General features: G+C 72.7%; 19 protein-coding genes. 7 read left to right on the forward strand and 12 right to left on the reverse strand.

Annotated elements, in window-relative coordinates; all coding sequences use genetic code 11:
- Positions 1-53: 53 nt before the first annotated feature.
- Positions 54-872: a sulfite exporter TauE/SafE family protein gene (locus B0B15_RS01145; RefSeq protein ID WP_076672906.1), complete on the forward strand. Its 819-nt coding sequence runs from the start codon at positions 54-56 to the stop codon at positions 870-872.
- 224 nt (positions 873-1096) lie between these two features.
- On the opposite strand, the gene B0B15_RS01150 is transcribed toward B0B15_RS01145, so the two are convergent.
- A complete protein-coding gene (locus B0B15_RS01150; RefSeq protein WP_076672907.1) occupies positions 1097-1486 on the reverse strand; it encodes a hypothetical protein in 390 nt (129 codons plus the stop codon).
- A gap of 142 nt (positions 1487-1628) precedes the next feature.
- Here B0B15_RS01150 and cofG point away from each other — a divergent pair, with 142 nt between their 5' ends.
- From cofG to cofC, 4 genes are all read left to right on the forward strand, one after another.
- Positions 1629-4055, forward strand: a complete 2427-nt coding sequence (cofG, locus tag B0B15_RS01155) for a 7,8-didemethyl-8-hydroxy-5-deazariboflavin synthase CofG (RefSeq protein ID WP_083708801.1) — start codon at positions 1629-1631, stop codon at positions 4053-4055.
- Positions 4052-5545 (forward strand): flavin-containing monooxygenase, encoded by a 1494-nt coding sequence (locus B0B15_RS01160; RefSeq protein ID WP_076672908.1) that lies wholly within the window; start codon positions 4052-4054, stop codon positions 5543-5545. Before cofG ends, B0B15_RS01160 begins: the two co-directional genes overlap by 4 nt.
- 9 nt (positions 5546-5554) lie before the next feature.
- A complete protein-coding gene (fgd, locus tag B0B15_RS01165) occupies positions 5555-6565 on the forward strand; it encodes a glucose-6-phosphate dehydrogenase (coenzyme-F420) (RefSeq protein ID WP_076672909.1) in 1011 nt (336 codons plus the stop codon).
- A gap of 118 nt (positions 6566-6683) precedes the next feature.
- Positions 6684-7316 carry a 2-phospho-L-lactate guanylyltransferase gene (gene cofC / locus B0B15_RS01170; protein ID WP_076672910.1) on the forward strand — a complete coding sequence of 211 codons (633 nt, stop codon included), beginning with the start codon at positions 6684-6686 and terminating at the stop codon, positions 7314-7316.
- A gap of 118 nt (positions 7317-7434) precedes the next feature.
- Here the strand turns inward: cofC and cofD are convergent, their stop codons facing one another.
- The 6 genes from cofD to hemQ form a co-directional block, all read right to left on the reverse strand.
- On the reverse strand, positions 7435-8400 hold the full coding sequence (cofD, locus tag B0B15_RS01175; RefSeq protein WP_076672911.1) for a 2-phospho-L-lactate transferase: 966 nt from the start codon (positions 8398-8400) through the stop codon (positions 7435-7437).
- Positions 8401-8628: 228 nt separating this feature from the next.
- Positions 8629-9969, reverse strand: coding sequence for a glutamate-1-semialdehyde 2,1-aminomutase (gene hemL / locus B0B15_RS01180; RefSeq protein WP_076672912.1), 1341 nt, complete (start codon positions 9967-9969; stop codon positions 8629-8631).
- A 187-nt stretch (positions 9970-10156) separates the two neighbouring features.
- Positions 10157-11140 (reverse strand): porphobilinogen synthase, encoded by a 984-nt coding sequence (gene hemB, locus B0B15_RS01185; RefSeq protein WP_076672913.1) that lies wholly within the window; start codon positions 11138-11140, stop codon positions 10157-10159.
- Positions 11137-11952 (reverse strand): uroporphyrinogen-III synthase, encoded by an 816-nt coding sequence (locus B0B15_RS01190; protein ID WP_076672914.1) that lies wholly within the window; start codon positions 11950-11952, stop codon positions 11137-11139. The genes hemB and B0B15_RS01190 overlap by 4 nt, the downstream gene beginning before the upstream one ends.
- Positions 11949-12947: a hydroxymethylbilane synthase gene (gene hemC / locus B0B15_RS01195; RefSeq protein ID WP_076672915.1), complete on the reverse strand. Its 999-nt coding sequence runs from the start codon at positions 12945-12947 to the stop codon at positions 11949-11951. The genes B0B15_RS01190 and hemC overlap by 4 nt, the downstream gene beginning before the upstream one ends.
- Positions 12944-13615 carry a hydrogen peroxide-dependent heme synthase gene (hemQ, locus tag B0B15_RS01200; protein ID WP_076672916.1) on the reverse strand — a complete coding sequence of 224 codons (672 nt, stop codon included), beginning with the start codon at positions 13613-13615 and terminating at the stop codon, positions 12944-12946. The genes hemC and hemQ overlap by 4 nt, the downstream gene beginning before the upstream one ends.
- 131 nt (positions 13616-13746) lie before the next feature.
- Here hemQ and B0B15_RS01205 point away from each other — a divergent pair, with 131 nt between their 5' ends.
- Complete coding sequence (locus B0B15_RS01205; RefSeq protein WP_076672917.1) at positions 13747-14535, forward strand: bestrophin-like domain; 789 nt, start codon at positions 13747-13749, stop codon at positions 14533-14535.
- Between the two features lie 237 nt (positions 14536-14772).
- Here the strand turns inward: B0B15_RS01205 and B0B15_RS01210 are convergent, their stop codons facing one another.
- From B0B15_RS01210 to hemE, 5 genes are all read right to left on the reverse strand, one after another.
- Positions 14773-15051 (reverse strand): hypothetical protein, encoded by a 279-nt coding sequence (locus B0B15_RS01210; protein ID WP_076672918.1) that lies wholly within the window; start codon positions 15049-15051, stop codon positions 14773-14775.
- Entirely contained in the window at positions 15041-15451 is a 411-nt protein-coding gene (locus B0B15_RS01215; protein ID WP_076672919.1) for a phage holin family protein, read from the reverse strand. The genes B0B15_RS01210 and B0B15_RS01215 overlap by 11 nt, the downstream gene beginning before the upstream one ends.
- A gap of 4 nt (positions 15452-15455) precedes the next feature.
- Positions 15456-15857, reverse strand: a complete 402-nt coding sequence (locus tag B0B15_RS01220) for a hypothetical protein (protein ID WP_076672920.1) — start codon at positions 15855-15857, stop codon at positions 15456-15458.
- A 111-nt stretch (positions 15858-15968) separates the two neighbouring features.
- Complete coding sequence (gene hemG, locus B0B15_RS01225; RefSeq protein WP_076672921.1) at positions 15969-17474, reverse strand: protoporphyrinogen oxidase; 1506 nt, start codon at positions 17472-17474, stop codon at positions 15969-15971.
- A complete protein-coding gene (gene hemE / locus B0B15_RS01230; RefSeq protein ID WP_083708802.1) occupies positions 17471-18538 on the reverse strand; it encodes a uroporphyrinogen decarboxylase in 1068 nt (355 codons plus the stop codon). Before hemE ends, hemG begins: the two co-directional genes overlap by 4 nt.
- 100 nt (positions 18539-18638) lie before the next feature.
- Between hemE and B0B15_RS01235 the strand changes: the two genes are divergently transcribed.
- Positions 18639-19967: a glutamyl-tRNA reductase gene (locus B0B15_RS01235; protein ID WP_076675061.1), complete on the forward strand. Its 1329-nt coding sequence runs from the start codon at positions 18639-18641 to the stop codon at positions 19965-19967.
- Positions 19968-20009 lie beyond the last annotated feature (42 nt).

Below are 20009 nucleotides of genomic sequence, written 5' to 3' on the forward strand. Positions count from 1 at the left end.
CCGCCCGGCGCTGCGCTTTTTGTCGGCGCCGTCCGCAGCGGCGAGAATCAACCGTGCTCGATGGACCGGTGATCGCCGAGTGGCTCCCCGTCTCGGTGGCCGCGCTCGTCCTGCTGCTCGTCGCCGCGGGCGTCGCCGGCTGGGTCGATGCCGTGGTGGGCGGGGGCGGACTCATCCAGCTCCCCGCGCTCGTGATCGGCGTGCCCAAAGACGTCGCGACGCCCTTCATCCTCGGCACCAACAAGCTGTCGTCGTTCTTCGGAACGCTCTCGGCGAGCTGGGTGTACCTGCGACGCATCCGGGTGCAGCTCGTGCTCCTCGTGCCGCTCGTCGCGGGCGCGTACGCCGGATCGACGGTCGGTGCCGCCCTGTCGCGTTTCGTCCCGCGCGAGGTGCTGACGCCGATCGTGCTCGTGGCCGTCGTGGCCGTCGCGCTGTACACCCTGTTCAAGCCGAAGATGGGCCTCGAGCACGCACCGCGCCACGACTCCCGCGCGGCCGTCGCCTGGAGGGCGGGGGCGATCGGTCTGCTGGTCGGCTTCTACGACGGCATCCTGGGTCCGGGGACGGGCTCGTTCTTCGTCATCCTCATCGTGGGCGTGCTGGGCTACGGCTTCCTTCAGGCCAGCGTCAACGCCAAGATCGCCAACCTCACCACCAACCTCGCGGCCCTCGCGGTGTACGGCGTCCACGGCGAGATCATCCTCGCGCTGGGCCTCGCCATGGCCGTGATGAACATCACCGGGGGCTTCATCGGCGCCCACATGGCCACGCGCCGGGGCAGCGGCTTCGTGCGGATCGTGTTCCTGGTGACCCTGTCGATCCTGATCGTCAAGCTCGCGTGGGACACCGTGGTGCAGTTCACGAGCTGAGCGCAGCGCCGCTCGCGCCGGTCGAGTGTCCGAGAAACCCGGACGGCGCGAAAGTTCGTCCGCGTGTCGTGGACACTCGATCGCCGCGGGCGTGCGGAGGGCGAGCCGGGGCGGGCGCGGGGGCGCGACCAAGGGCGGGCGCGAGCGCGGGCCGGCGCGGGAGGGCGCGAGCACGGGCCGGCGGGCGCGAGCACGGGCCGGCGCTCTGGCGCTGCCGGCGCCGCTCAGGCGACGATGTCGGCCACGTCCTCCGGCTCGGATGCCACGTCGAGGCGCAGCGCCTTCACCAGGGCCACGCCGTGCTTGGTGGTGAGCACCAGGCGCTCGAACTCGTCGTGACCGACGAGGTCGACGACCACGCTCGGCTTTCGCCCGCGGATGATGACGAAGTCGTTGCCGCCGGCGGACTTCCACGTGCCGGCGCCGACCGCGACGGGCAAGTTGATTCCGGGGTTCGGCACCCCGCGGATCCAGGTCCACGCGTCGTCGGTCAGCTGCACCCGGTCGATGTGCTCGCGGGGGACGACGATGTTGGTCTTGCGGAACGACAGAGCCCGCTCGGTCGGCGAGAGCACGACCTCGAGCTGCGTCGAATCGAGCAGCAGGGTCACCATGCCTTCCATCCTGCCAGCGTCGCCGCACGCGGATCGGCCGGGCACCTCACAGGACGGCAACGATCGAACGCAACGGATGCCACGACGTCCGGCCCGCATACCCTCCGGCCCTGATGTCGGAGCGGGGGGATAGCCTGGAGCGATGAGCACGGGCAGCGCTGCGCCGCGAGTCGCACCGGCCCGGGGCACGTCGATCGACGACCTCCTCGCGCGCGTGGCCGCCGGACACCGGCCCGACGTCGACGAGACCGAGACGCTGCTGGAGGTCGACCTCGACGCCCTCCTCCCGGTGGCCGCGGCCCTCCGCGACGAGGGCCTCGAACGGGCGGGCCGTCCCGGTGTCATCACGTACTCGCGCAAGGTCTTCGTCCCGCTGACGACGCTCTGCCGCGACCGCTGCCACTACTGCATCTTCGTCGACACACCCGGCCAGCTCGCGCTGCTGCGCAAGCCCGCGTACATGACGCCCGAGCAGGTGCTCACGGTCGTGCGGCAGGGGCAGGCCCTCGGCTGCAAAGAGGCACTGCTCACCCTGGGCGACCGTCCGGAGGAGCGCTGGCCCGAGGCCCGCGCGTGGCTCGACGAGCACGGGTTCACCTCCACCATCGACTACGTCGCCCACATCTCCCGCCTCATCACCGCCGAGACGGGCATGCTCGTGCACGCCAACCCGGGCGTCATGCACCCCGACGAGCTGGCGACGCTCCGCCCGGTATCGCCCTCCATGGGCATGATGCTCGAGACCACCTCGCGGCGCCTGTACGAAGAGCCCGGTCAGGTGCACTTCGGCTCCCCCGACAAAGACCCGGCGCTGCGGTTGAAGGTCATCGACGACGCGGGGGCCGCCGGCATCCCGTTCACCACCGGCATCCTGGTCGGCATCGGCGAGACCGTCCGCGACCGCGCGGAGTCGCTGGTCGCCCTTCGCGACAGCGCGGAGAGGCACGGCCATGTGCAAGAGGTCATCGTGCAGAACTTCCGCGCGAAGCCCCGCACCGCCATGCAGGGCGCACCCGACGCCGACATGCGCGAGTACCTCGCGGCGGTCGCCGTGGCGCGTCTCGTGCTCGGTCCCGACATGCGGGTGCAGGTGCCGCCGAACCTCTCCGACCCGCGCGAGCTCGGGCTGCTCGTCGCCGCCGGCATCGACGACTGGGGCGGGGTGTCTCCGCTGACGGCCGACCACGTCAACCCCGAGCGACCCTGGCCGCAGATCGACGACCTGGCCGCCCACACCGCCGCGCACGGGTACGAGCTGCGCGAGCGGCTGACAGCGCATCCCGAGTTCGTTCAGGATGCCGAGACCTGGATCGATCCGGCCCTGCACGCGCCCCTGCGTGCCCTGGCGGATGCCGACGGCCTCGCCGCTGCGGTCGCGCCGGTCGGCGCGGGGGCCGCCGTGGGGGTTCGCGTCGACCGTTTCGTCACGGCCTCCGACCCCGGCGTGCGCCGGCTCGCCGAGCGGGCGGCATCCGCTCCCCTCTCGCTCGACGACGCCGACTGGACGCGACTGCTGCACGCGACCGGCGTCGAGCTCGACGACCTCACCGCCGTCGCCGACGACGCCCGCCGCTACACGGTCGGCGAGCCGGTCACGCTCGTGCAGAACCGCAACCTCACCTCGACCGGGCTGCGCCGCGGCGGGCGCACGGCACCGGGCGAGTTCGACCTCGACGACGCCGCGGCCATCGCCGTGGATGCCGCGGACCTCGGCGCGACCGAGATCTGCATCCAGGGCGCGCTGCCCGGCAGCGAAGACCCCGCCGGGTATCTCGACCTCGTGCGGGCCGTGAAGGGTGCCGCTCCCGGCATCCACGTGCACGCCTACCGTCCCCTCGACGTGCGCGATCTCGCCGAACGTGGCGGCCTCGGCCTGGGCGGCGCGCTCGCCGCGATGCACGCCGCCGGGGTCGACACCGTGCCCGGAACGGGCGTCAAGGTGCTCAGCGAGCGGGTTCGCGCCCTCGTCGCTCCGGCCGATCTCGAGACCGACGCGTGGATCGAGACCATCACCGCCGCGCACCTCACGGGCCTCCGCTCGACCTCGGTGCTCTTCTACGGGCACGTCGAGACCGCCGAAGAGCGCATCGCCCACCTGCGGCGTCTGCGCGCGATCCAGGACCAGACACACGGCTTCGCCGAGTTCGTCCCGATCCCCCTGCCCGGCGGCGACGTGCCGCTGGTGGCCGGACGCGCACCGGTCGACGAGCACCGGTCGATGGTCGCGGTGTCGCGGCTGCTGCTGTCGGGCAGCATCTCGCACGTGCAGATCCCGTGGACCCGCGTCGGCCGTGAGACCGCGGCGGTGCTGCTGCGCTCCGGCGGCGACGATCTGGGCGGCACGCTGTACGACGGGCGAGTGCTCCCCGACACCGGGATCGAGCAGGGCCTCGAGCTGCCCGTGCCGGCCGCCGAGCGGCTCGCGCGCAGCCTCATGCGGCCGTTCCGGCTGCGCACGACCGACTACCGGGTCACCGACGCAGCGACGCCGTACATCGTGACGAGCGGTGGCACGCGCTTCCCCCTGCCCGTCGACGGGGCCCGCACGCCCGACGGAGCCCACGCGTGAGAGTCGTCGACGTCGCGATCGTCGGCGCCGGTTTCGCCGGCCTCGCGATGGCCGGCGCCCTGCGCCGGGCCGGCCGCGACGACATCGTCGTGCTCGAACGCGCCGACGACGTGGGCGGCACGTGGCGCGACAACACCTACCCCGGCGTCGCGTGCGACGTGCCCGCCCACCTTTACAGCCTCGCCGCGCACCCCAACCCGCACTGGACGCGCACCTTCGCCGCGGGCGGCGAGATCCAGCGATACCTGCGCGACGTCGCCGTTCGCGAGAACCTCGGCGAGCGCCTGCGCCTGCGCACCCCGCTCCTCGGCGCGCGGTGGGATGCTGATCGCGCCGTCTGGCACCTCGACACGGGTGCGGAACCCGTCACGGCCCGCTCCCTCGTCCTGGCCTGCGGGCGCCTGACCGAGCCGCACGTGCCCGCGATCGAGGGGCTCGAGTCGTTCGACGGCGCCCTGTTCCACTCCGCTCGGTGGGATCACGACGTCGACCTCGCCGGGAAACGCGTCGCCGTGGTGGGCACCGGCGCGAGCGCCGTGCAGCTCGTCCCGGAACTGGCCGGCCGCGCCGCCCACGTCACGCTCTTCCAGCGCACGCCCGCGTGGATCGTCCCGCGCGGGGGCGGGGACATCCCCGTCGACGAGCGCGAACGCCTCGCCGATCACCCCGGCGACCTCGCACGCTTGCGGGCGGAGCTCTACGCCGAGGGCGAGCAGCGCTTCGCCTCCCGCTCGGGTGAGCCCGCGGCATCCGCCGCCGCCCGCGAGATCGCGCTCGACCACCTGCACGCCCAGGTCGCCGACCCCGCCCTGCGCGACGCGCTGACCCCCGACTACGCCTTCGGATGCAAGCGCGTGCTGCTCTCCGACGCGTTCTACCCCGCGGTGGCCTCGGATGCCGTGACCCTGGAGCCCACGGCGCTCGTCTCGGTCGAGGGCTCGACGCTTGTGGCCGCGAGCGGGGCGCGTCACGACGCCGACGTTCTCGTGCTGGCGACCGGCTTCGCCTCGGCGCAGCAGCCCTACGCCGACCTCGTGCACGGCGAGGAGGGAACGCTCGCGGCGCACTGGTCCGACGGTATGACCTCGTTCGGGTCCACGGTGGTCGTCGGCTTCCCCAACCTCTTCGTGCTGAACGGCCCCAACGCGAGCCTCGGACACAACTCCGCCGTGCTCATGGCCGAGGAGCAGGCCGCCTACGTCGTGCGCGCGCTGTGCGAGCGCGACCGGCGCCCGGATCTCGTGCTGCGGGTGCGCCCGGATGCCGAGACCGCGTACACCGACGAGATCGCCGCGGCCGCGGCATCCACCCCCTGGCTCACCGGCGGCTGCCGCAACTGGTACGTCGACCACCGCTCGGGCCGCCTCACGCTGCTGTGGCCCGGCACGGTGCAGGCGTTTCACGAGAGACTGGCCGGCGCCGACGGGTCGGAGTTCGAGCCCGCCCGCACGCCCGTCACCGGTTCCATCCCCACCCACCCGCACGGCTAGGAGACAGCGATGACCATTCCCCTGCGTTTCGGTTACAAGGCGTCGAGCGAGCAGTTCGGCCCGAACGAACTGCTCGAGTTCGGCGTGCTCGCCGAGGAGATGGGCTTCGACTCCGTCTTCCTTTCCGACCACCTGCAGCCCTGGATGCACGACGGCGGCCACGCCCCCAACGCCCTGCCGTGGTTGGGCGCCCTCGGTGCGCGCACCGAGCGGGTGATGATCGGCACGAGCGTGCTCACCCCGACCTTCCGCTACCACCCGGGCGTGATCGCCCAGGTGTTCGCCACGCTCGGCGTCATGTACCCCGGCCGCGTGGTCCTGGGCGTGGGCACGGGAGAGGCGCTGAACGAGGTCACCCTCGGCCTGGATTGGCCCGAGCCGCCCGAGCGCTTCCAGCGGCTCAAAGAGGCCATCACGATCATCAACGAGCTCTGGGCCGGCGAACGGGTCACCTACGAGGGCACCTATTACTCGGTGAAGGAGGCCACCATCTACGACCGCCCCGAGCAGAAGGTGCCCATCTACATCGGCGCCTCCGGGCCCGCCGCCACGCGTCTGGCCGGCCGCATCGCCGAGGGCTACATCACCACGAGCGGCAAAGACCCCGAGCTCTACACCGACAAGCTCCTCCCCGCCCTCGACGACGGCCTGTCCAAGGCCAGTCGCACCCGCGACGACGTCGACACGCTCATGGAGGTCAAGGTCTCGTACCACCCCGACCACGACACCGCCCTCGAGAAGACGCGCTTCTGGGCACCGCTGGCCCTCACCCCCGACGAGAAGATGAGCGTGCACGACCCGCTCGAGATGCAGCGCCTCGCGAACGAGCTGCCCATCGAGCGCGTCGCCTCCCGCTTCATCGTGTCGACCGACCCCGACGAGCACGTCGAGCGCATCGCGCGTTACGTCGACCTCGGCTTCCGCCACCTCGTGTTCCACGACCCCGGACACGACCAGAAGGAGTTCCTGCACATGTACGGCGAGGAGATCCTCCCCCGCCTGCGCAAGCGCTTCGGCTGAGGCGCGGCGGCTCCCGCCGGGCTCGGGCCGGTCGCGGCGGACGCCGTCGCAGCACGAAACCTCGGCCCACCGCTACCCCCGCCCACGGATGTCCATGGTTCGACGCACAATGGAGCCGATGAGCACCCCAGAGATCCGCGACGGATGGTCGATCATCGTCCCGGTCAAACCCGCGGCGATCGGCAAATCGCGCCTGACCGGCGTCTCCGACCGCGAGGCGCTCGCCCGCGCCCTCGCGCTCGACACGATCGCAGCCGCCGCCGCGACGCCCCGAGTCGCGCGCGTCGTCGTCGTCACCGACGATGCGGAGATCTCCCGACTGGTGGACCAGTGGCCCGCGGTCGACGTGGTCAGCGAGGGAGACGTCCGCGGCCTCGACGCGGCGATCGCCCTCGGCGCGGAGGCTGCGGGCCAGGGCACGCCCCGAGCCGCCCTCCTCGGCGACGTCCCGGCGCTCACCCCGCACGACCTCGACGCCGCCCTGGAACTGGCCGGTCGTGTGGAGCGGGGCCTGGTCCCGGATGCCGAGGGCACCGGCTCCACCCTCGTCACGGCCCGACCGGGCGCGGTGTGGGTGTCGGCGTTCGGCGCCGACTCCGCCGCGCGTCACCGCCTGCTCGGGTGCGCCGACCTCGCCGTACCCCGCGATTCGACGCTGCGCCGCGACGTCGACACCGCCGTGCAGCTCGCCGAGGCCGTCGCCCTGGGCGTCGGCCCGCGCACGGCCGCGGTGCTCGCGGCGGCGGCCTGACCAGGGGCGCACGCCTCGACGCGGATCCGGAGATCCGTAACGTTCTCGGATGGGATACCCCGCGACGCCCGCATCCGCCGCTCTGCTTCCGCGCGCCGGCGGAACCCCGCTGGGCGCCTCAGGCCCCCAGCGCCGCCTCGGCGATCGCGGCCGACGCGTCGTCGTCGCTCATCCACAGCGGCCGCACGACCGCGCGGATCCCCGCCGCCTCGACGTCCGCCGCCGACGCGGCATCCTCCTCCGCCAGCAGCCACGCATCCAGCACCCCATCGGCCGAGCGGGCGCCGTAGTGCCGCGCGACGGCTGCCGCCGAGGTCTTCACTCCGATCGCCGTCAGGCACACGTCGGCCATCCCGCGCACGACCCGGCCGCCGATGATCGGCGAGACCCCGACGACACGCGCCGAGCTCGCGCGCAGCGCCTCCCGGATGCCGGGGACGGAGAGGATCGGACCGATCGAGACGACCGGATTCGACGGCGCCAGCAGCACCACGTCGGCCGCCGCGATGGCATCCGTCACTCCGGGTGCGGGCACGGCATCCGAGATTCCGGGGTTCTCGAACGCGCGCGGAGTCAGCTGAGCGCGGTGGCGCGTCCACCACTCCTGGAAGTGCAGTCGGCGCCCGTCCTCGAGCAGCACGTGCGTGTCGACCTCGCTGTCGGTCATGGGCAGCATCCGGATGCCGAGCGGCCAGCGCTCGGCCATCCGACCGAGCACCTCGGTCGGCGTGTGGCCCTCGCGCAGCCAGCCGGTGCGCGCGAGGTGGGTGCCGAGGTCGAGGTCGCCGAGGGTGAACCACGGCCACCCGGCGCCCCACGCCTGCAGTTCTTCATTCACGCGCTCGGTGTCACCCGCGCGACCCCAGCCGCGGACGGTGTCGTTGACCCCGGCGAGAGCGTAGGTGATCGAGTCGATGTCGGGCTGGAGCCGGACGCCCGAGAGCCAGAGGTCGTCGCCGGTGTTGACCACCACCGTGGCCTCGCGAGCGCCGAGCCGACGCAGGGCGGCACGGACTCCGAGGGTGAACTTCGACCCCCCGACTCCACCGGCGAGGACGACGACACGGGGCTGGGGAGAGAGCATCGCTCCAGTCTTCCATCCCGCGATCACCTGCGACCGGGTCGGCGTTATTCGCAGCGCAGACTCGCCGTCACCGTCGCGGGGTCGCGTGTCGCGTCGTCGGGCGACTCGAGACGCCGTCCCCGAGGTTCCATCCCTCGACGACCCCCGCCGCACCGTCGCCGGCCGTGACCGACCCGGAGTCCGATGCGGTTGTCGATCTCCAGGGCAAGGCCGTCGAGTCGGCCCCGATCACTGCGCGAGCAGCGTCGGATCCAGCGCCTCCGCGGCCGCCTTCGCCGCCACCGGCAGCGCGTCGAGCACGCGCTCCAGGGCGACGTCGTCGTGGGCGGCGGTGAGGAACCAGGCCTCGAACACGCTCGGGGGCAGCGAGACGCCGGCATCCAGCATCGCGTGGAAGAACGGGGCGTAGCGGTACGACTGCTGCGTGAGCGCGGTGGCGTAGTCGCGCGGCACCTCGGGCAGGAACGCGACGCCGAACAGAGACCCGGCGCGCGGCACGGCGTGCACCACGCCCTCGGCGGTCAGGGCGGCATCGAGGGCCTCCGACACCCGCGCGGCTGCGGCATCGACGGCGGCGTACACCTCGGGCGTCGCCAGGCGCAGCGTCGCGAGGCCCGCGGCGACCGACAGCGGGTTCCCCGACAGCGTGCCGGCCTGGTACACCGGGCCCAGGGGCGCGAGGTGGTCCATGACCTCGGCGCGGCCGGCGAGGGCGGCCAGCGGCATCCCTCCGCCGATGACCTTGCCGTAGGTGAGGATGTCGGGCAGGTAGCGCTCGCCCTGCGAGGCCTGCAGGCCCCAGAAGCCGGCGGGGTGCACGCGGAAGCCGGTGAGCACCTCGTCCATGATCAGCAGCGCGCCGTGGCTGTGCGCGATGTCGGCGAGAGCGGCGTTGAAGCCGGGCAGCGGCGGCACGACGCCCATGTTGGCCGAAGCCGCCTCGACGATGATCGCCGCGATGTTCTCACCGTGCACCTCGAACACCTCGCGCACCGCGTCGAGGTCGTTGTAGGGCAGCACGAGGGTCTGCGCGGCGATCGGCGCGGGGACGCCCGCCGACCCGGGGAGCGCGAGGGTCGCGACACCGGAGCCCGCCGCGGCCAGCAGCCCATCGGAGTGCCCGTGGTAGTGCCCGGCGAACTTGATGAGCAGGTCGCGACCGGTGACGCCGCGGGCGAGGCGGATCGCCGTCATCGTGGCCTCGGTACCGGTCGAGACCAGGCGCACCTTCTCGATGGGCTTCAGATCGCCGACCTGTACGCGCTGTGCGACGAGGTCGGCCAGCTCCACCTCCGCGCCCGTGGGCGCGCCGAACGACAGACCCCGGGATGCCGCGGCCTGCACCGCGCCGACCACCTCGGGGTGCGCGTGACCGAGGAGTGCCGGACCCCACGACGCGACGAGGTCGACGTACTCGCGACCCGCGGCATCCGTGATCCGGGGTCCCGAGGCGGACTGCACGAATCGCGGCGTGCCGCCGACGGACCCGTACGCGCGCACGGGCGAGTTGACCCCGCCCGGGATGACGTCCTTGGCACGGGCGAACCACTGGTCGTTGAGATCGGTCATGGCATCCATTCTTCCGGGCGCGCGCGGGTATCGGCTCCGCCCAGGTCGGCTTCCCGGCAACTCAACCGCGTGAGTCGCCAGAATTCGTCGCCTCAGAGGCGGTCGAAGCGACGATTTGTGGCGACTCGCGCCACCGCGCGGGCGCGCGAGGCGCGCCAACGCGCGAGGGCGCGTCAGCGGGCGGGGCTCAGAGCTCTTCGCGCAGCCAGCGGGCGGCCTCGAGCGCCCAGTACGTGAGGATCGCGTCGGCACCGGCGCGACGGATGCCGAGCAGGCTCTCCATGATCGCGCCACGGCGGTCGATCCAGCCGTGGGCGGCGGCGGCCTCGACCATCGCGTACTCGCCCGACACCTGGTACGCCCACACGGGCACATCGACCGACGCCTTCACGTCGGCGAGCACGTCGAGGTACGGCAGCGCCGGCTTGACCATGACCACGTCGGCGCCCTCTTCGACGTCGAGCAGCGCTTCGCGCACGCCCTCCCGGCCGTTGCCGGGGTCGAGCTGGTACGAGCGACGGTCGCCCTTCAGCTGCGAGTCGACGGCCTCCCGGAACGGACCGTAGAAGGCTCCGGCGTACTTCGCGGAGTACGCCAGGATCAGCGTGTCGGTGAAGCCCTCGGCATCCAGGGCTTCGCGCACCGCGCCGACCTGGCCGTCCATCATCCCCGACAGACCCAGCATGGCCGAGCCCGCGCGCGCCTGCGCCAGGCCCATCGCCGTGTAGCGCTCGAGCGTCGCGTCGTTGTCGACCGCGCCGTCGGGCCGCAGGACGCCGCAGTGGCCGTGATCGGTGAACTCGTCGAGGCAGAGGTCGGTCTGCACGACCACCGCGTCACCGACCTCGGCCACGACGGCCTCGGTCGCGCGGTTCAGGATGCCGTTCGGGTCGTCGGCTCCGGAACCGACCGCGTCGCGCACCTCGGGCACCCCGAAGAGCATGACCCCGCCGATGCGCTGCTCGGCCGCCTCGGCGACCGCGCGGCGGAGCGAATCCATCGAGTGCTGCACGATGCCGGGCATCGAGCCGATCGGGCTCGGTTCGGTGATGCCCTCGCGCACGAACATCGGCAGCACGAGCTGCGACGGCACGAGGTGCGTCTCGCGGGCGAGGCGACGGACGGCGGGGGTGCGGCGCAGACGCCGCGGGCGGTGCTCGGGGAAGCTCATGGGGTCGATTCGTCGGTGGTCAGGGGGAAGCGGGCGACCGCCTCGATGAGGGAGTCGACGGTCTGGCGCTCGGCGACGACGTCGACGCTGAGTCCGGCGCGCTTGGCATCCTTGGCGGTGCGCGGGCCGATCGCGGCGATGACGGTGGATGCCGGGATGTCGGGGAACTGCTCGACGACCTGCTCCGCCACCGAACCACTCGTGACGAGGATGGCGTTGATGCGGCCCGAGTGAACGTCGGTCGCGATCTTCTCGGTCACCGGCACGCCGACCGTGCGGTACGCCACGACGCTGCGCACGTCGTGGCCGGCCTCGATCAGCAGGCGCGTGAGGACGGGCTTGGCGATCTCGCTGCGGAGGGTCAGGACCTTGCGCGGCTCGGTCTCGATCTCGATCATCTGCTCGGCCATGCCCTGCGCCGAATTGTCGCGCTCGGGGACGAGGTCGACGCGGTAGCCGACGGCCTGCATCGCCGCGGCGGTGGTCTCACCGACGACCGCGACCTTCGTCTCGGCCGGGATGACGGCCTTGTACGCGTAGAGCACGTCGACGGTGGTCGCGCTGGTGAGCGTGAGCCAGTCGAAGGCGCCGGCCGCGAGATCGGCGAGCGCCTCGTCGAGGGTCGCCTGATCGTTGGTGGGCGCGAAGTTGATCAGCGGGGCGATGACCGGGACGGCGCCCAGCTGCCGCAGGCTCGCCGCCACACCGTCGCCCCAGGGCCCGCCGCGCGGCACGAGGACGCGCCGGCCGGCGAGCGGCTTGGGCACGCTGCCCGTGGTCGGGTTCGGCGTGTGCCAGTGGCCTTCATTCATGTGGTCGACTCTCGTGGTACCAGGTCGGCCGCCCCACGTTCGAGCAACCGACGCGCGGCTTCTCGGCCCGCTCGCGCCGCTCGCGCGATCGGTCCCCCGTCGTCGGCAGCATCCGCTCCATTGCCACTGCCCGTTTCCCCACCATACCCCGCGGCGAGGCGCACGGTCCGGTCGATACCGATCCGTTGCGTCCCGTCGAGGGCGTAGACCACGGCCCGCAGCCGCAGGTCGCCCCCGGCCAGCGACGCGTGCGTGCCGACCGGTGCGCTGCACCCGGCATCCAGGGCATTCAGCACCACGCGCTCCGCCGTGATCGCTACGCGGGTGTCCTCGTCGTCGAGCCGGGCGAGGGCGGCGTGGATCTCGGGATCGATGTCGCTGCGGGTCTCGACCGCGAGCGAGCCCTGCCCGGGCGCGGTGGGCCATTCGGCCAGGCCCAGGGCCTCGGCGTGCAGGCCGCCCAGGTCTCCGCCGAGGCGCGAGATGCCCGCGGCGGCCAGGATCACGGCATCCAGCTCTCCGTCCCGCACCCGCGCCAGACGCGAGTCGACGTTGCCGCGGATGTCGCGGATGTCGAGGCGCGGGTTGTGACGCAGCGCCTGCGCGATGCGGCGGGGCGAGCCGGTTCCGACGCGCGATCCCGGAGCGAGGGAGCCCAGGGGGGTGCCGTCGCGCGTCACCACGACGTCGCGGGCGTCCTCGCGCGGCGGGGTCGCGGCGATCACGAGCCCGTCGGGCTGCACGGTCGGCAGGTCTTTGAGCGAATGCACGAGGAAATCGCACCGGTCGGCGGCGAGCGCTTCACGCAGGCCGTTCGCGAACACGCCGCGCCCGCCGAGCTGCGAGAGCGAGGCGCGGTTGACGTCGCCCTCCGACACGATCGGCACGAGCTCGACCGGGCGTCCGGATGCCGCGGCCACGGCGTCGGCGACCATCTGCGACTGCGCCATCGCCAGGGTGCTGCGACGCGTTCCGAGCCGCAGAGGCGCGCTCACTGGAGGATCTCGGGGATCTCGTCGAGCGTGACGAGACGGCCGGTGTAGAACGGCACTTCCTCGCGCACGTGCCGACGGGCCTCGGTGTAGCGCAGGTGGCGCATCATGTCGACGAGGTCGGTGAGCACGTCGGCCTCCATCGGCAGGAGCCACTCATAGTCCCCGAGGGCGAAGGATGCCACCGTGTTGGCGATGACGCCCTTGTAGGCGCTGCCCTTCTTGCCGTGCTCGATGAGCATCTCGCGGCGCTCCTCCTCGGGCAGCAGGTACCACTCGTAGCTGCGCACGAAGGGGTACAGGCACAGCCACTGCTGCGCCTCAATACCGCGGAGGAAGCCGGGGACGTGCGAGCGGTTGAACTCCGCGTCCCGGTGCACGCCCATCGCGTTCCAGGTGGGCAGGAGGTTCTTCAGCAGATCGGTGCGACGCAGGCGCCGCAGGTCGCGCTGGAGCGCCTGCGGGTCTTCGCCGTGGAGCCAGACCATGAGGTCGGCGTCGGCGCGCAGACCGCTGACGTCGTAGAAGCCGCGGACGGTGACGCCGTCGGCCTCGATCAGCGACACGAGGTCGGCGAGCTCGGTGGACTCCGCGGCGGTCACCGGGTTCTCGGGGTCGCGGCGGAAGACCGCCCACAGCGTGTACACGGAAGAAGAGCTGTCGTGGGACATGACTCCTAGTCTCGTCTCGCCCGGGCGGCGGGCCAAACCCGTTGACTCGCCGATGAAGCACCTTCACCCGCAGCGACGCGTTGGTATCGTGCGCTGACGGCGTCGGGGGACGCCTTTCGAAGGGGTGCCGCATGTGGCTGTACGACCTGCCCATGTCCGTGGGTCTGCCGCTGTTCATCGTGCTGGTGGTGGGCGGGTCGTGCGTGATCCTGCTCATCCTGCGCAAATGGGTGTTCCGCGTCGCCCCGCAGGGCGAGGAGTGGGATCGCGTGCTCAGCTACGCGGTGGGCGCGTACGGCGTCTTCTACGGCGTGACGCTCGCCCTCATCGCGGCGGCCGCTTACGGGAACTTCACCGAGGTCGACGGCGTCGTGCTCCAGGAGTCGTCGTCGCTGGCATCCCTCTATCGAACGGCCGCACTGCTCCCCGATCCGCAGGGCGACGAGCTGCAGAACCAGATCGTGCAGTACACGCGCAACGTGATCGACCTCGACTGGCCGATGCAGCGGCGCCTGGAGATCCCGGCTGAGACGGATGCCAACATCTCGGCCATGCAGCAGGCCATCGGGCAGGTGCAGCCGTCGACGGCGGCCGAGACCCTGTACGTGCAGCAGTCGCTGGATCAGTTCCAGCTGCTCGTCGAGAACCGCCGCGATCGCATCGCGCTGACCCACCTGGCCCTGCCCAGTGTGCTGTGGATCGTGCTGAGCGTCGGCGCCGTGCTGAACGCGATCCTCATCGCGCTCATCGAGGTGCGGAACCTGCGCGTGCACCTGCTCATGTCGAGCCTGCTCGCCCTCTTCGTGGCGCTGCTGCTGTACGCGATCGCCGGCTTCGACCACGCCTACGCGGGACCGATCGCCGTGACGCCGGAGTACTTCGAAGACCTGCTGAGCGGTCTTTTCCTGAACGAGCCGTGAGCCGGGCGGCCGGCCCCTGAGCCTGGCGAAGGGTCCGGCGGCGGCGAACCCCCGCTGGCCTCGACAGGCTCAGCCACCTCGGCCGTACCGAGGGCGCGCCGGCCCCTGAGCTCGTCGAAAGGATCCGGCGCCGACGAGCCACCGGTGGCTTCGACGGGCTCAGCCACCTCAGCTGTAAGGCGAGAGGGAACGTCGAAGCGGCCCGCCCCGCGAGGGAACGGGCCGCTTCGACGGGAATCAGCGCGTGTAGGCGCGCACGAGGCCCCACACGGCGAAGCCGACGAGGGCGGCCACGCCCGCCACCGCCGCGGCGGCGGCACCGGGGTTGCGCTGCGCCTTCTCGCGCATGTCGTGGACCGTACGGTCGACGGCGTCGCTCGCGCGGCGGGGCACATTGGCCTTGACCTCGATGGCCGCGAGGGCGGCCTTCAGTTCGGCGCGGGCCGACTCGACCGGGTCGGTGATGCCCAACGGAACCGCGGTGCGGGGCACGGGGACGGGACGCTCAATACTCATCGCGGGCCTCCTTGACGATGCGGACGTCTTCGGCGATGGCCTTGCCCGGGTTCTCGCGGTTCGACAGCTTCTTGAACCGCAGGTAGCCGAGCAGCGCCAGGATCGCCGTGATCACGACCATCACGCCGAAGACGACGAGGGCCGACAGCCAGACCGGCCACCACGACGACAGCCCGGCGATGACGAACGCGAAGAACACCGGGATCGCCCAGAACAGCACGATGAGGGCGCCGACGAACCAGCCGGCGCCGATCCCGGCATCCTTCGCCGTGCGCTGGGCCCACGCCTTCGCGCCGTTGATCTCGGCGACGACGAGGTTGCGCACCAGCTCGGGGATGTCGCCGAGCAGGGTGAACAGGCTGTCGTCGGAACGATCGCGGAATCCGCGCGGAGTGGTCATGCGGTCAGCTCCCGGACGAGGTGGAGCCGCTCTTGGCCGCGCGAGCGCGGGTCGTCGCCGACTTCTCCGCCTGCGCGGCGTCGTCGACGGCGTCCTCGACGACATCGGCCACCTCACCGGCGGACTGCTTGGCGGCGCGGCCCGCGCGCTCGGCGCGCTCCTGCACGGTGCCCGATCCGGACGCTGCGCTGGTGACGGACTTCGCGCCCTTCCACACCACACCGGGGACGGACTTGAGGGCGGAGACGCCGAGCGCCTTCACCTTCTCGACCTGTCCCTGGACGACGGGCTGGCTCCAGACCTTGTCGGCCTGCTCCTTGATCTGCTCGTACCGCTGGCGGCCGGCGCGTGCTCCGAGCACGTAGCCCGCCACGAGTCCGACGACGAGTGCTGCTTTGCCCCGCATGGGGTCTCCTCACGCTCGATCTGGTGCTGGTCGATTCTCACAGTAGTCACGTATGCCGCGTCCGGCATCCGCCCTTGACAGGCGGCGTCGCATGGCCGACGGTGACAGCGGTCAGCTCTGCCAGAGCGCGGCGCTGCGCAGGCGGTCGGCCTCGTCCCGCGCGTCGGGGATCACCTGCGCCAGTCCCGTCCCCGACAGCCACGCTCCCGTCGCACCGAGCCCCGACACGGCGCGGATCGCCCCGCGCGCGGCCTGCGTGACGGCGGCCCGGCCGATCGTGGCGGCGGGCTGCGATTGCACGTAGCGCACCCGGTGCGCGGCGCGCAGGGCGGATGCCGGCAGCTCGACGCCGAGCAGGAGGGCCGCCTCCGACCGGGCGAGGTCCGCCGCGGCGGCGTCGTCGAGCGCCGCGGTCGCGGGCTCCTCCCCCTGCGCACCGAACGACACGCGCACGACGTGGACGCCGGGCTCTGCGGCATCCCGGACCCAGTCCCACTTGGCGCTCGAGTGGGTGAGGGCCTTGGCCACGTGGCTGCCGGGAACGGTGAGCACGCCGGTCCCCCGCGGGGCGCTGTCGAGCACGGGCGCCTCGAGCACGAGCGTCACAACCTCGACCACGGGCGCGATCGGATCGCCCAGATCGAGACCCGGCACGACGGGCGCGAGCAGCTGCCGCGCCGGCCCCTCGGGCAGGGCCACGATCACGGCGTGCGTGCGCAGCGGCTCGTCGTCGGCGGACGTCGACACCGCCCACTCGCCGTCGACGCGGCTGAGCTCTCCGGCTCGCACCCCGGTGCGCACCTCGACGTCGGCGTCGCGCAGCCCCGCGACGAGAGCATCGACCAGCCGCGACATGCCCCCGACGATCCCCTGCACGGCCCCGCCCGGCGCCGGAGCCTTCGCGGCGCCGGGCACGACCGGGACATCGGATGCCGGGGCGTCGGCCGGACGCGTCTGCGGGCGACGGGCGCGCAGCTCGGCGACGGCGCCCGTGAGCGAACCGGTGCGGGTGAGGGCGGCGTTGAGTCCGGGGGCGGCCAGGTCGACGTCGATGTCGTCGGGCCGCGCGGAGTACACCCCGCTCGTGACGGGGGCGACCAGGCGATCGAGCACGCGCGCACCCAGGCGCGAGCGCACGAGCTTGCCGAGGCTGTGGGCGTGACCGATCGTGAGCGGCGGCCGCACGCGGTCGACGTAGGCCCGCCAGGCCCCCGACCAGCCGATGACGCGACGCACGTCGGGGGCGAAGGGGTTGTCGGGGATGCCGAGCACGCCCCCCTTCGGCAGGGGTGCGGCGCCCACGCCGGGAACGCCCGCGACCCACGCTCCCGCCGGGTTCGGCGACACCACGTCGGCACCGAGCCCGAGCTCGTCGAGCAGGTCGCGCACGACCCCGCCGCGGGTGGCGAAACTCTCGGCGCCCACGTCGAGCGTCATCCCGCCCACCTCGGCCGAGCGCACCACGCCGCCGAGCACATCGGCGGCCTCGAGCACCGTGACCCGTAGGCCCACCTTCGCGCACTCGCGCGCGGCGACCAGACCCGAGACGCCCCCGCCGATCACGATCACGCGCGTCTCGTGCGCGTGCTGCACGAGACGGTCGAGGGGCTCGCTCACGCCTGATCTCCCGCGACGGACACCTCGTGTGCGGGGGCGGCGTGCGCGTGGGCGACGATGCGGGTCAGCACGTCGGGGTCGGTGTCGGGCGGCACGCCGTGGCCGAGGTTGAGCACGTGCGCGCGCGCCGTGCGGCCCCGGGCGAGCACGTCGTCGACATGCGCGGCCAGCACGGGCCAGGGCGCTCCGAGCAGGGCCGGGTCGATGTTGCCCTGCAGGGTCACGTCGGGGCCGACGACCGCGGCGGCCTCGTCGAGCGGCATCCGCCAGTCGACCCCCACCGCGTCGGCGAGCCCGCCCAGGCGCATGTCGTCGAGGAAGGCGCCGGTTCCGACGCCGAAGTGGATGCGCGGCACCTCGATCCCCTCGAGCGCCTCGGTGGAGTGCGGAGCGATGAATTCTCGGAAGGTCGCCGGCGACAGCGAACCCGCCCACGAGTCGAACAACTGCACAGCCTGCGCGCCGCCCTCGATCTGCGCGTCGAGGAAGGCGCGGGACACCTTCGCCAGCCATCCGGCCAGCCGGTGCCACGAGGCCGGGTCGGCATGCATCATGCCGCGGGCTCGCAGGTGCTCCTTGGAGGGTCCCCCCTCGACGAGGTACGCGGCGAGGGTGAACGGCGCGCCGGCGAAGCCGATGAGCGGCACCTGATCGCTGAGCTCGGCGGTGACGCGGCGGGCGGCCTCGCGCACCGGCTCCGCGGCGGCGGCCACGTCGGCCGGGTCGATCGCGGTGACCCGCGCGACGTCGTCGGCGGTGCGCACGGGATCGGCGAAGACCGGGCCCCGGCCCGGCTCGATCACGACGTCGACACCGGCCAGTCGCAACGGCACGACGATGTCGCTGAAGAAGATGGCGGCATCCACGTCGTGACGACGGATGGGCTGCAGCGTGATCTCCGCCGCGAGATCGGGCGTCAGGCACGCGTCGAGCATGCGCGTGCCCACGCGCAGCTCGCGGTATTCGGGCAGCGAGCGCCCCGCCTGCCGCATGAACCAGACCGGCTGACGCTCGGGACGGTCGCCTCGGAGGGCGCGGAGGAGGGGAGCGTCGAGGGAGGCCATGGCATCCATCCTCCCATTCAGCCCCTGCGCGCGCGGGGGATGCCTTGACGTCGAGAGGCCGTCCGGAATACCCCGAGGCGCCCGGGCGTAGAATATGAGCGTGTTGCTGTGCGTCAGCGCGAGTCACAAGACCGCGTCCTTCGAGCTCCTCGAGCGGCTCAGCGTACCCCGCACCCCCGTCGCCCCCCTGATCGCCGAGCACGCCGAGCTCGTGCAGGGCGCGGTCGTCGTCGCCACCTGCAACCGCTTCGAGGCGTACGTCGACATGGACGAACCCGTCACCGCCGCCGTCGCCCTGGGCGTCGACGCGACCCTGAGCGCCATCGAGGCCGCCACCGGCGTGCCCGCTCGCGAACTCGAGGGCTCGTACACCGTGCTCGGCGGCGACGACGTCGCGGAGCACCTCTTCTCCGTCGCCTCGGGCCTCGAATCCGTCGTCGTGGGCGAGGGCGAGATCGCCGGCCAGGTGCGTCGCGCGCTCACCGAGTCGAGGCAGCTCGGCACCACCTCCGCCGAGCTCGAGCGACTGTTCCAGCGTGCGTCGGAGGCGCAGCGCGGCGTGAAGAACTCCACCGCCATCGGCCGCGCGGGCCGCTCGCTCGTGCGCCTCGGCCTCGAACTCGCCGACAGCCGCATCGCCGACTGGTCGACGCAGCGCGTGCTGCTGGTCGGCACCGGCGCGTACGCCGCCGCCACCGTCGCCGCCCTCCGCGATCAGGGCGCCGAAGACATCTCGGTGCACTCGCCCTCGGGCCGCGCCGCGAAGTTCGCCGCGAAGCACGGACTGCGGGCGATCTCAGCCGAGACCTTCCCCTCCGCCGTCGCGCACGCCGACCTCGTCATCACGTGCACCACGAGCGAGCACCACGTCGTCAGCGCCGCCACCTTCGCCGCCGGACGCACCGGCGCCGAGACGACCGCGGCCGCCGGCTGCCCGGTCGACCACGCGGGCCGCCGTCTCGTGATCGACCTCGGCCTCCCCCGCAACGTCGACCCCGACGTCGCAACGGTGCCGGGCGTCGACCTGCTCGACCTCGAGACCATCCGCCTGCACGCCCCGCTCGAGGAGCTGCAGGCCACCGACGCCGCGCGCGACCTCGTGCGCGACGCCGCTCGCCGCTTCGCGTCCGTGGGCGAGCGCAAGAACATCACCCCCGCGGTCGTCGCGCTGCGCGCCCACGTCTTCGGCGTGCTCGACGCCGAGGTGGCCCGGGTGCGCGCCCGCGGCGACGAGGGCGGTCAGACCGAGCAGGCCCTGCGCCACCTGGTCGGCGTGCTGCTGCACACCCCCACCACGCGTGCGCACGAGCTGGCCGAGACGGGCCGCGCCGACGAGTACATCGACGCCCTGTCGGCGCTGTTCGGCATCGAGGTCGAAGGCCCCGCGGACTCCGCCGCCCCGCGTCGCGACATCGCCGACGCGGGCTGACCCTCCGACGGGCGCGACGGCGCCCGTCCGGCGCGCGTGGGC

Source organism: Microbacterium sp. RU1D (genome assembly GCF_900156435.1).
Classification (GTDB): Bacteria; Actinomycetota; Actinomycetes; order Actinomycetales; family Microbacteriaceae; genus Microbacterium.

Coding starts and splice junctions, on each gene's coding strand:
- B0B15_RS01150 (WP_076672907.1), bottom strand. CDS start 1,486: ATGGTGACCCTGCTGCTCGATTCGACGCAGCTCGAGGTCGTGCTCTCG.
- cofG (WP_083708801.1), top strand. CDS start 1,629: ATGAGCACGGGCAGCGCTGCGCCGCGAGTCGCACCGGCCCGGGGCACG.
- fgd (WP_076672909.1), top strand. CDS start 5,555: ATGACCATTCCCCTGCGTTTCGGTTACAAGGCGTCGAGCGAGCAGTTC.
- cofC (WP_076672910.1), top strand. CDS start 6,684: ATGAGCACCCCAGAGATCCGCGACGGATGGTCGATCATCGTCCCGGTC.
- cofD (WP_076672911.1), bottom strand. CDS start 8,400: ATGCTCTCTCCCCAGCCCCGTGTCGTCGTCCTCGCCGGTGGAGTCGGG.
- hemL (WP_076672912.1), bottom strand. CDS start 9,969: ATGACCGATCTCAACGACCAGTGGTTCGCCCGTGCCAAGGACGTCATC.
- hemB (WP_076672913.1), bottom strand. CDS start 11,140: ATGAGCTTCCCCGAGCACCGCCCGCGGCGTCTGCGCCGCACCCCCGCC.
- B0B15_RS01190 (WP_076672914.1), bottom strand. CDS start 11,952: ATGAATGAAGGCCACTGGCACACGCCGAACCCGACCACGGGCAGCGTG.
- hemQ (WP_076672916.1), bottom strand. CDS start 13,615: ATGTCCCACGACAGCTCTTCTTCCGTGTACACGCTGTGGGCGGTCTTC.
- B0B15_RS01205 (WP_076672917.1), top strand. CDS start 13,747: ATGTGGCTGTACGACCTGCCCATGTCCGTGGGTCTGCCGCTGTTCATC.
- B0B15_RS01210 (WP_076672918.1), bottom strand. CDS start 15,051: ATGAGTATTGAGCGTCCCGTCCCCGTGCCCCGCACCGCGGTTCCGTTG.
- B0B15_RS01215 (WP_076672919.1), bottom strand. CDS start 15,451: ATGACCACTCCGCGCGGATTCCGCGATCGTTCCGACGACAGCCTGTTC.
- B0B15_RS01220 (WP_076672920.1), bottom strand. CDS start 15,857: ATGCGGGGCAAAGCAGCACTCGTCGTCGGACTCGTGGCGGGCTACGTG.
- hemE (WP_083708802.1), bottom strand. CDS start 18,538: ATGGCCTCCCTCGACGCTCCCCTCCTCCGCGCCCTCCGAGGCGACCGT.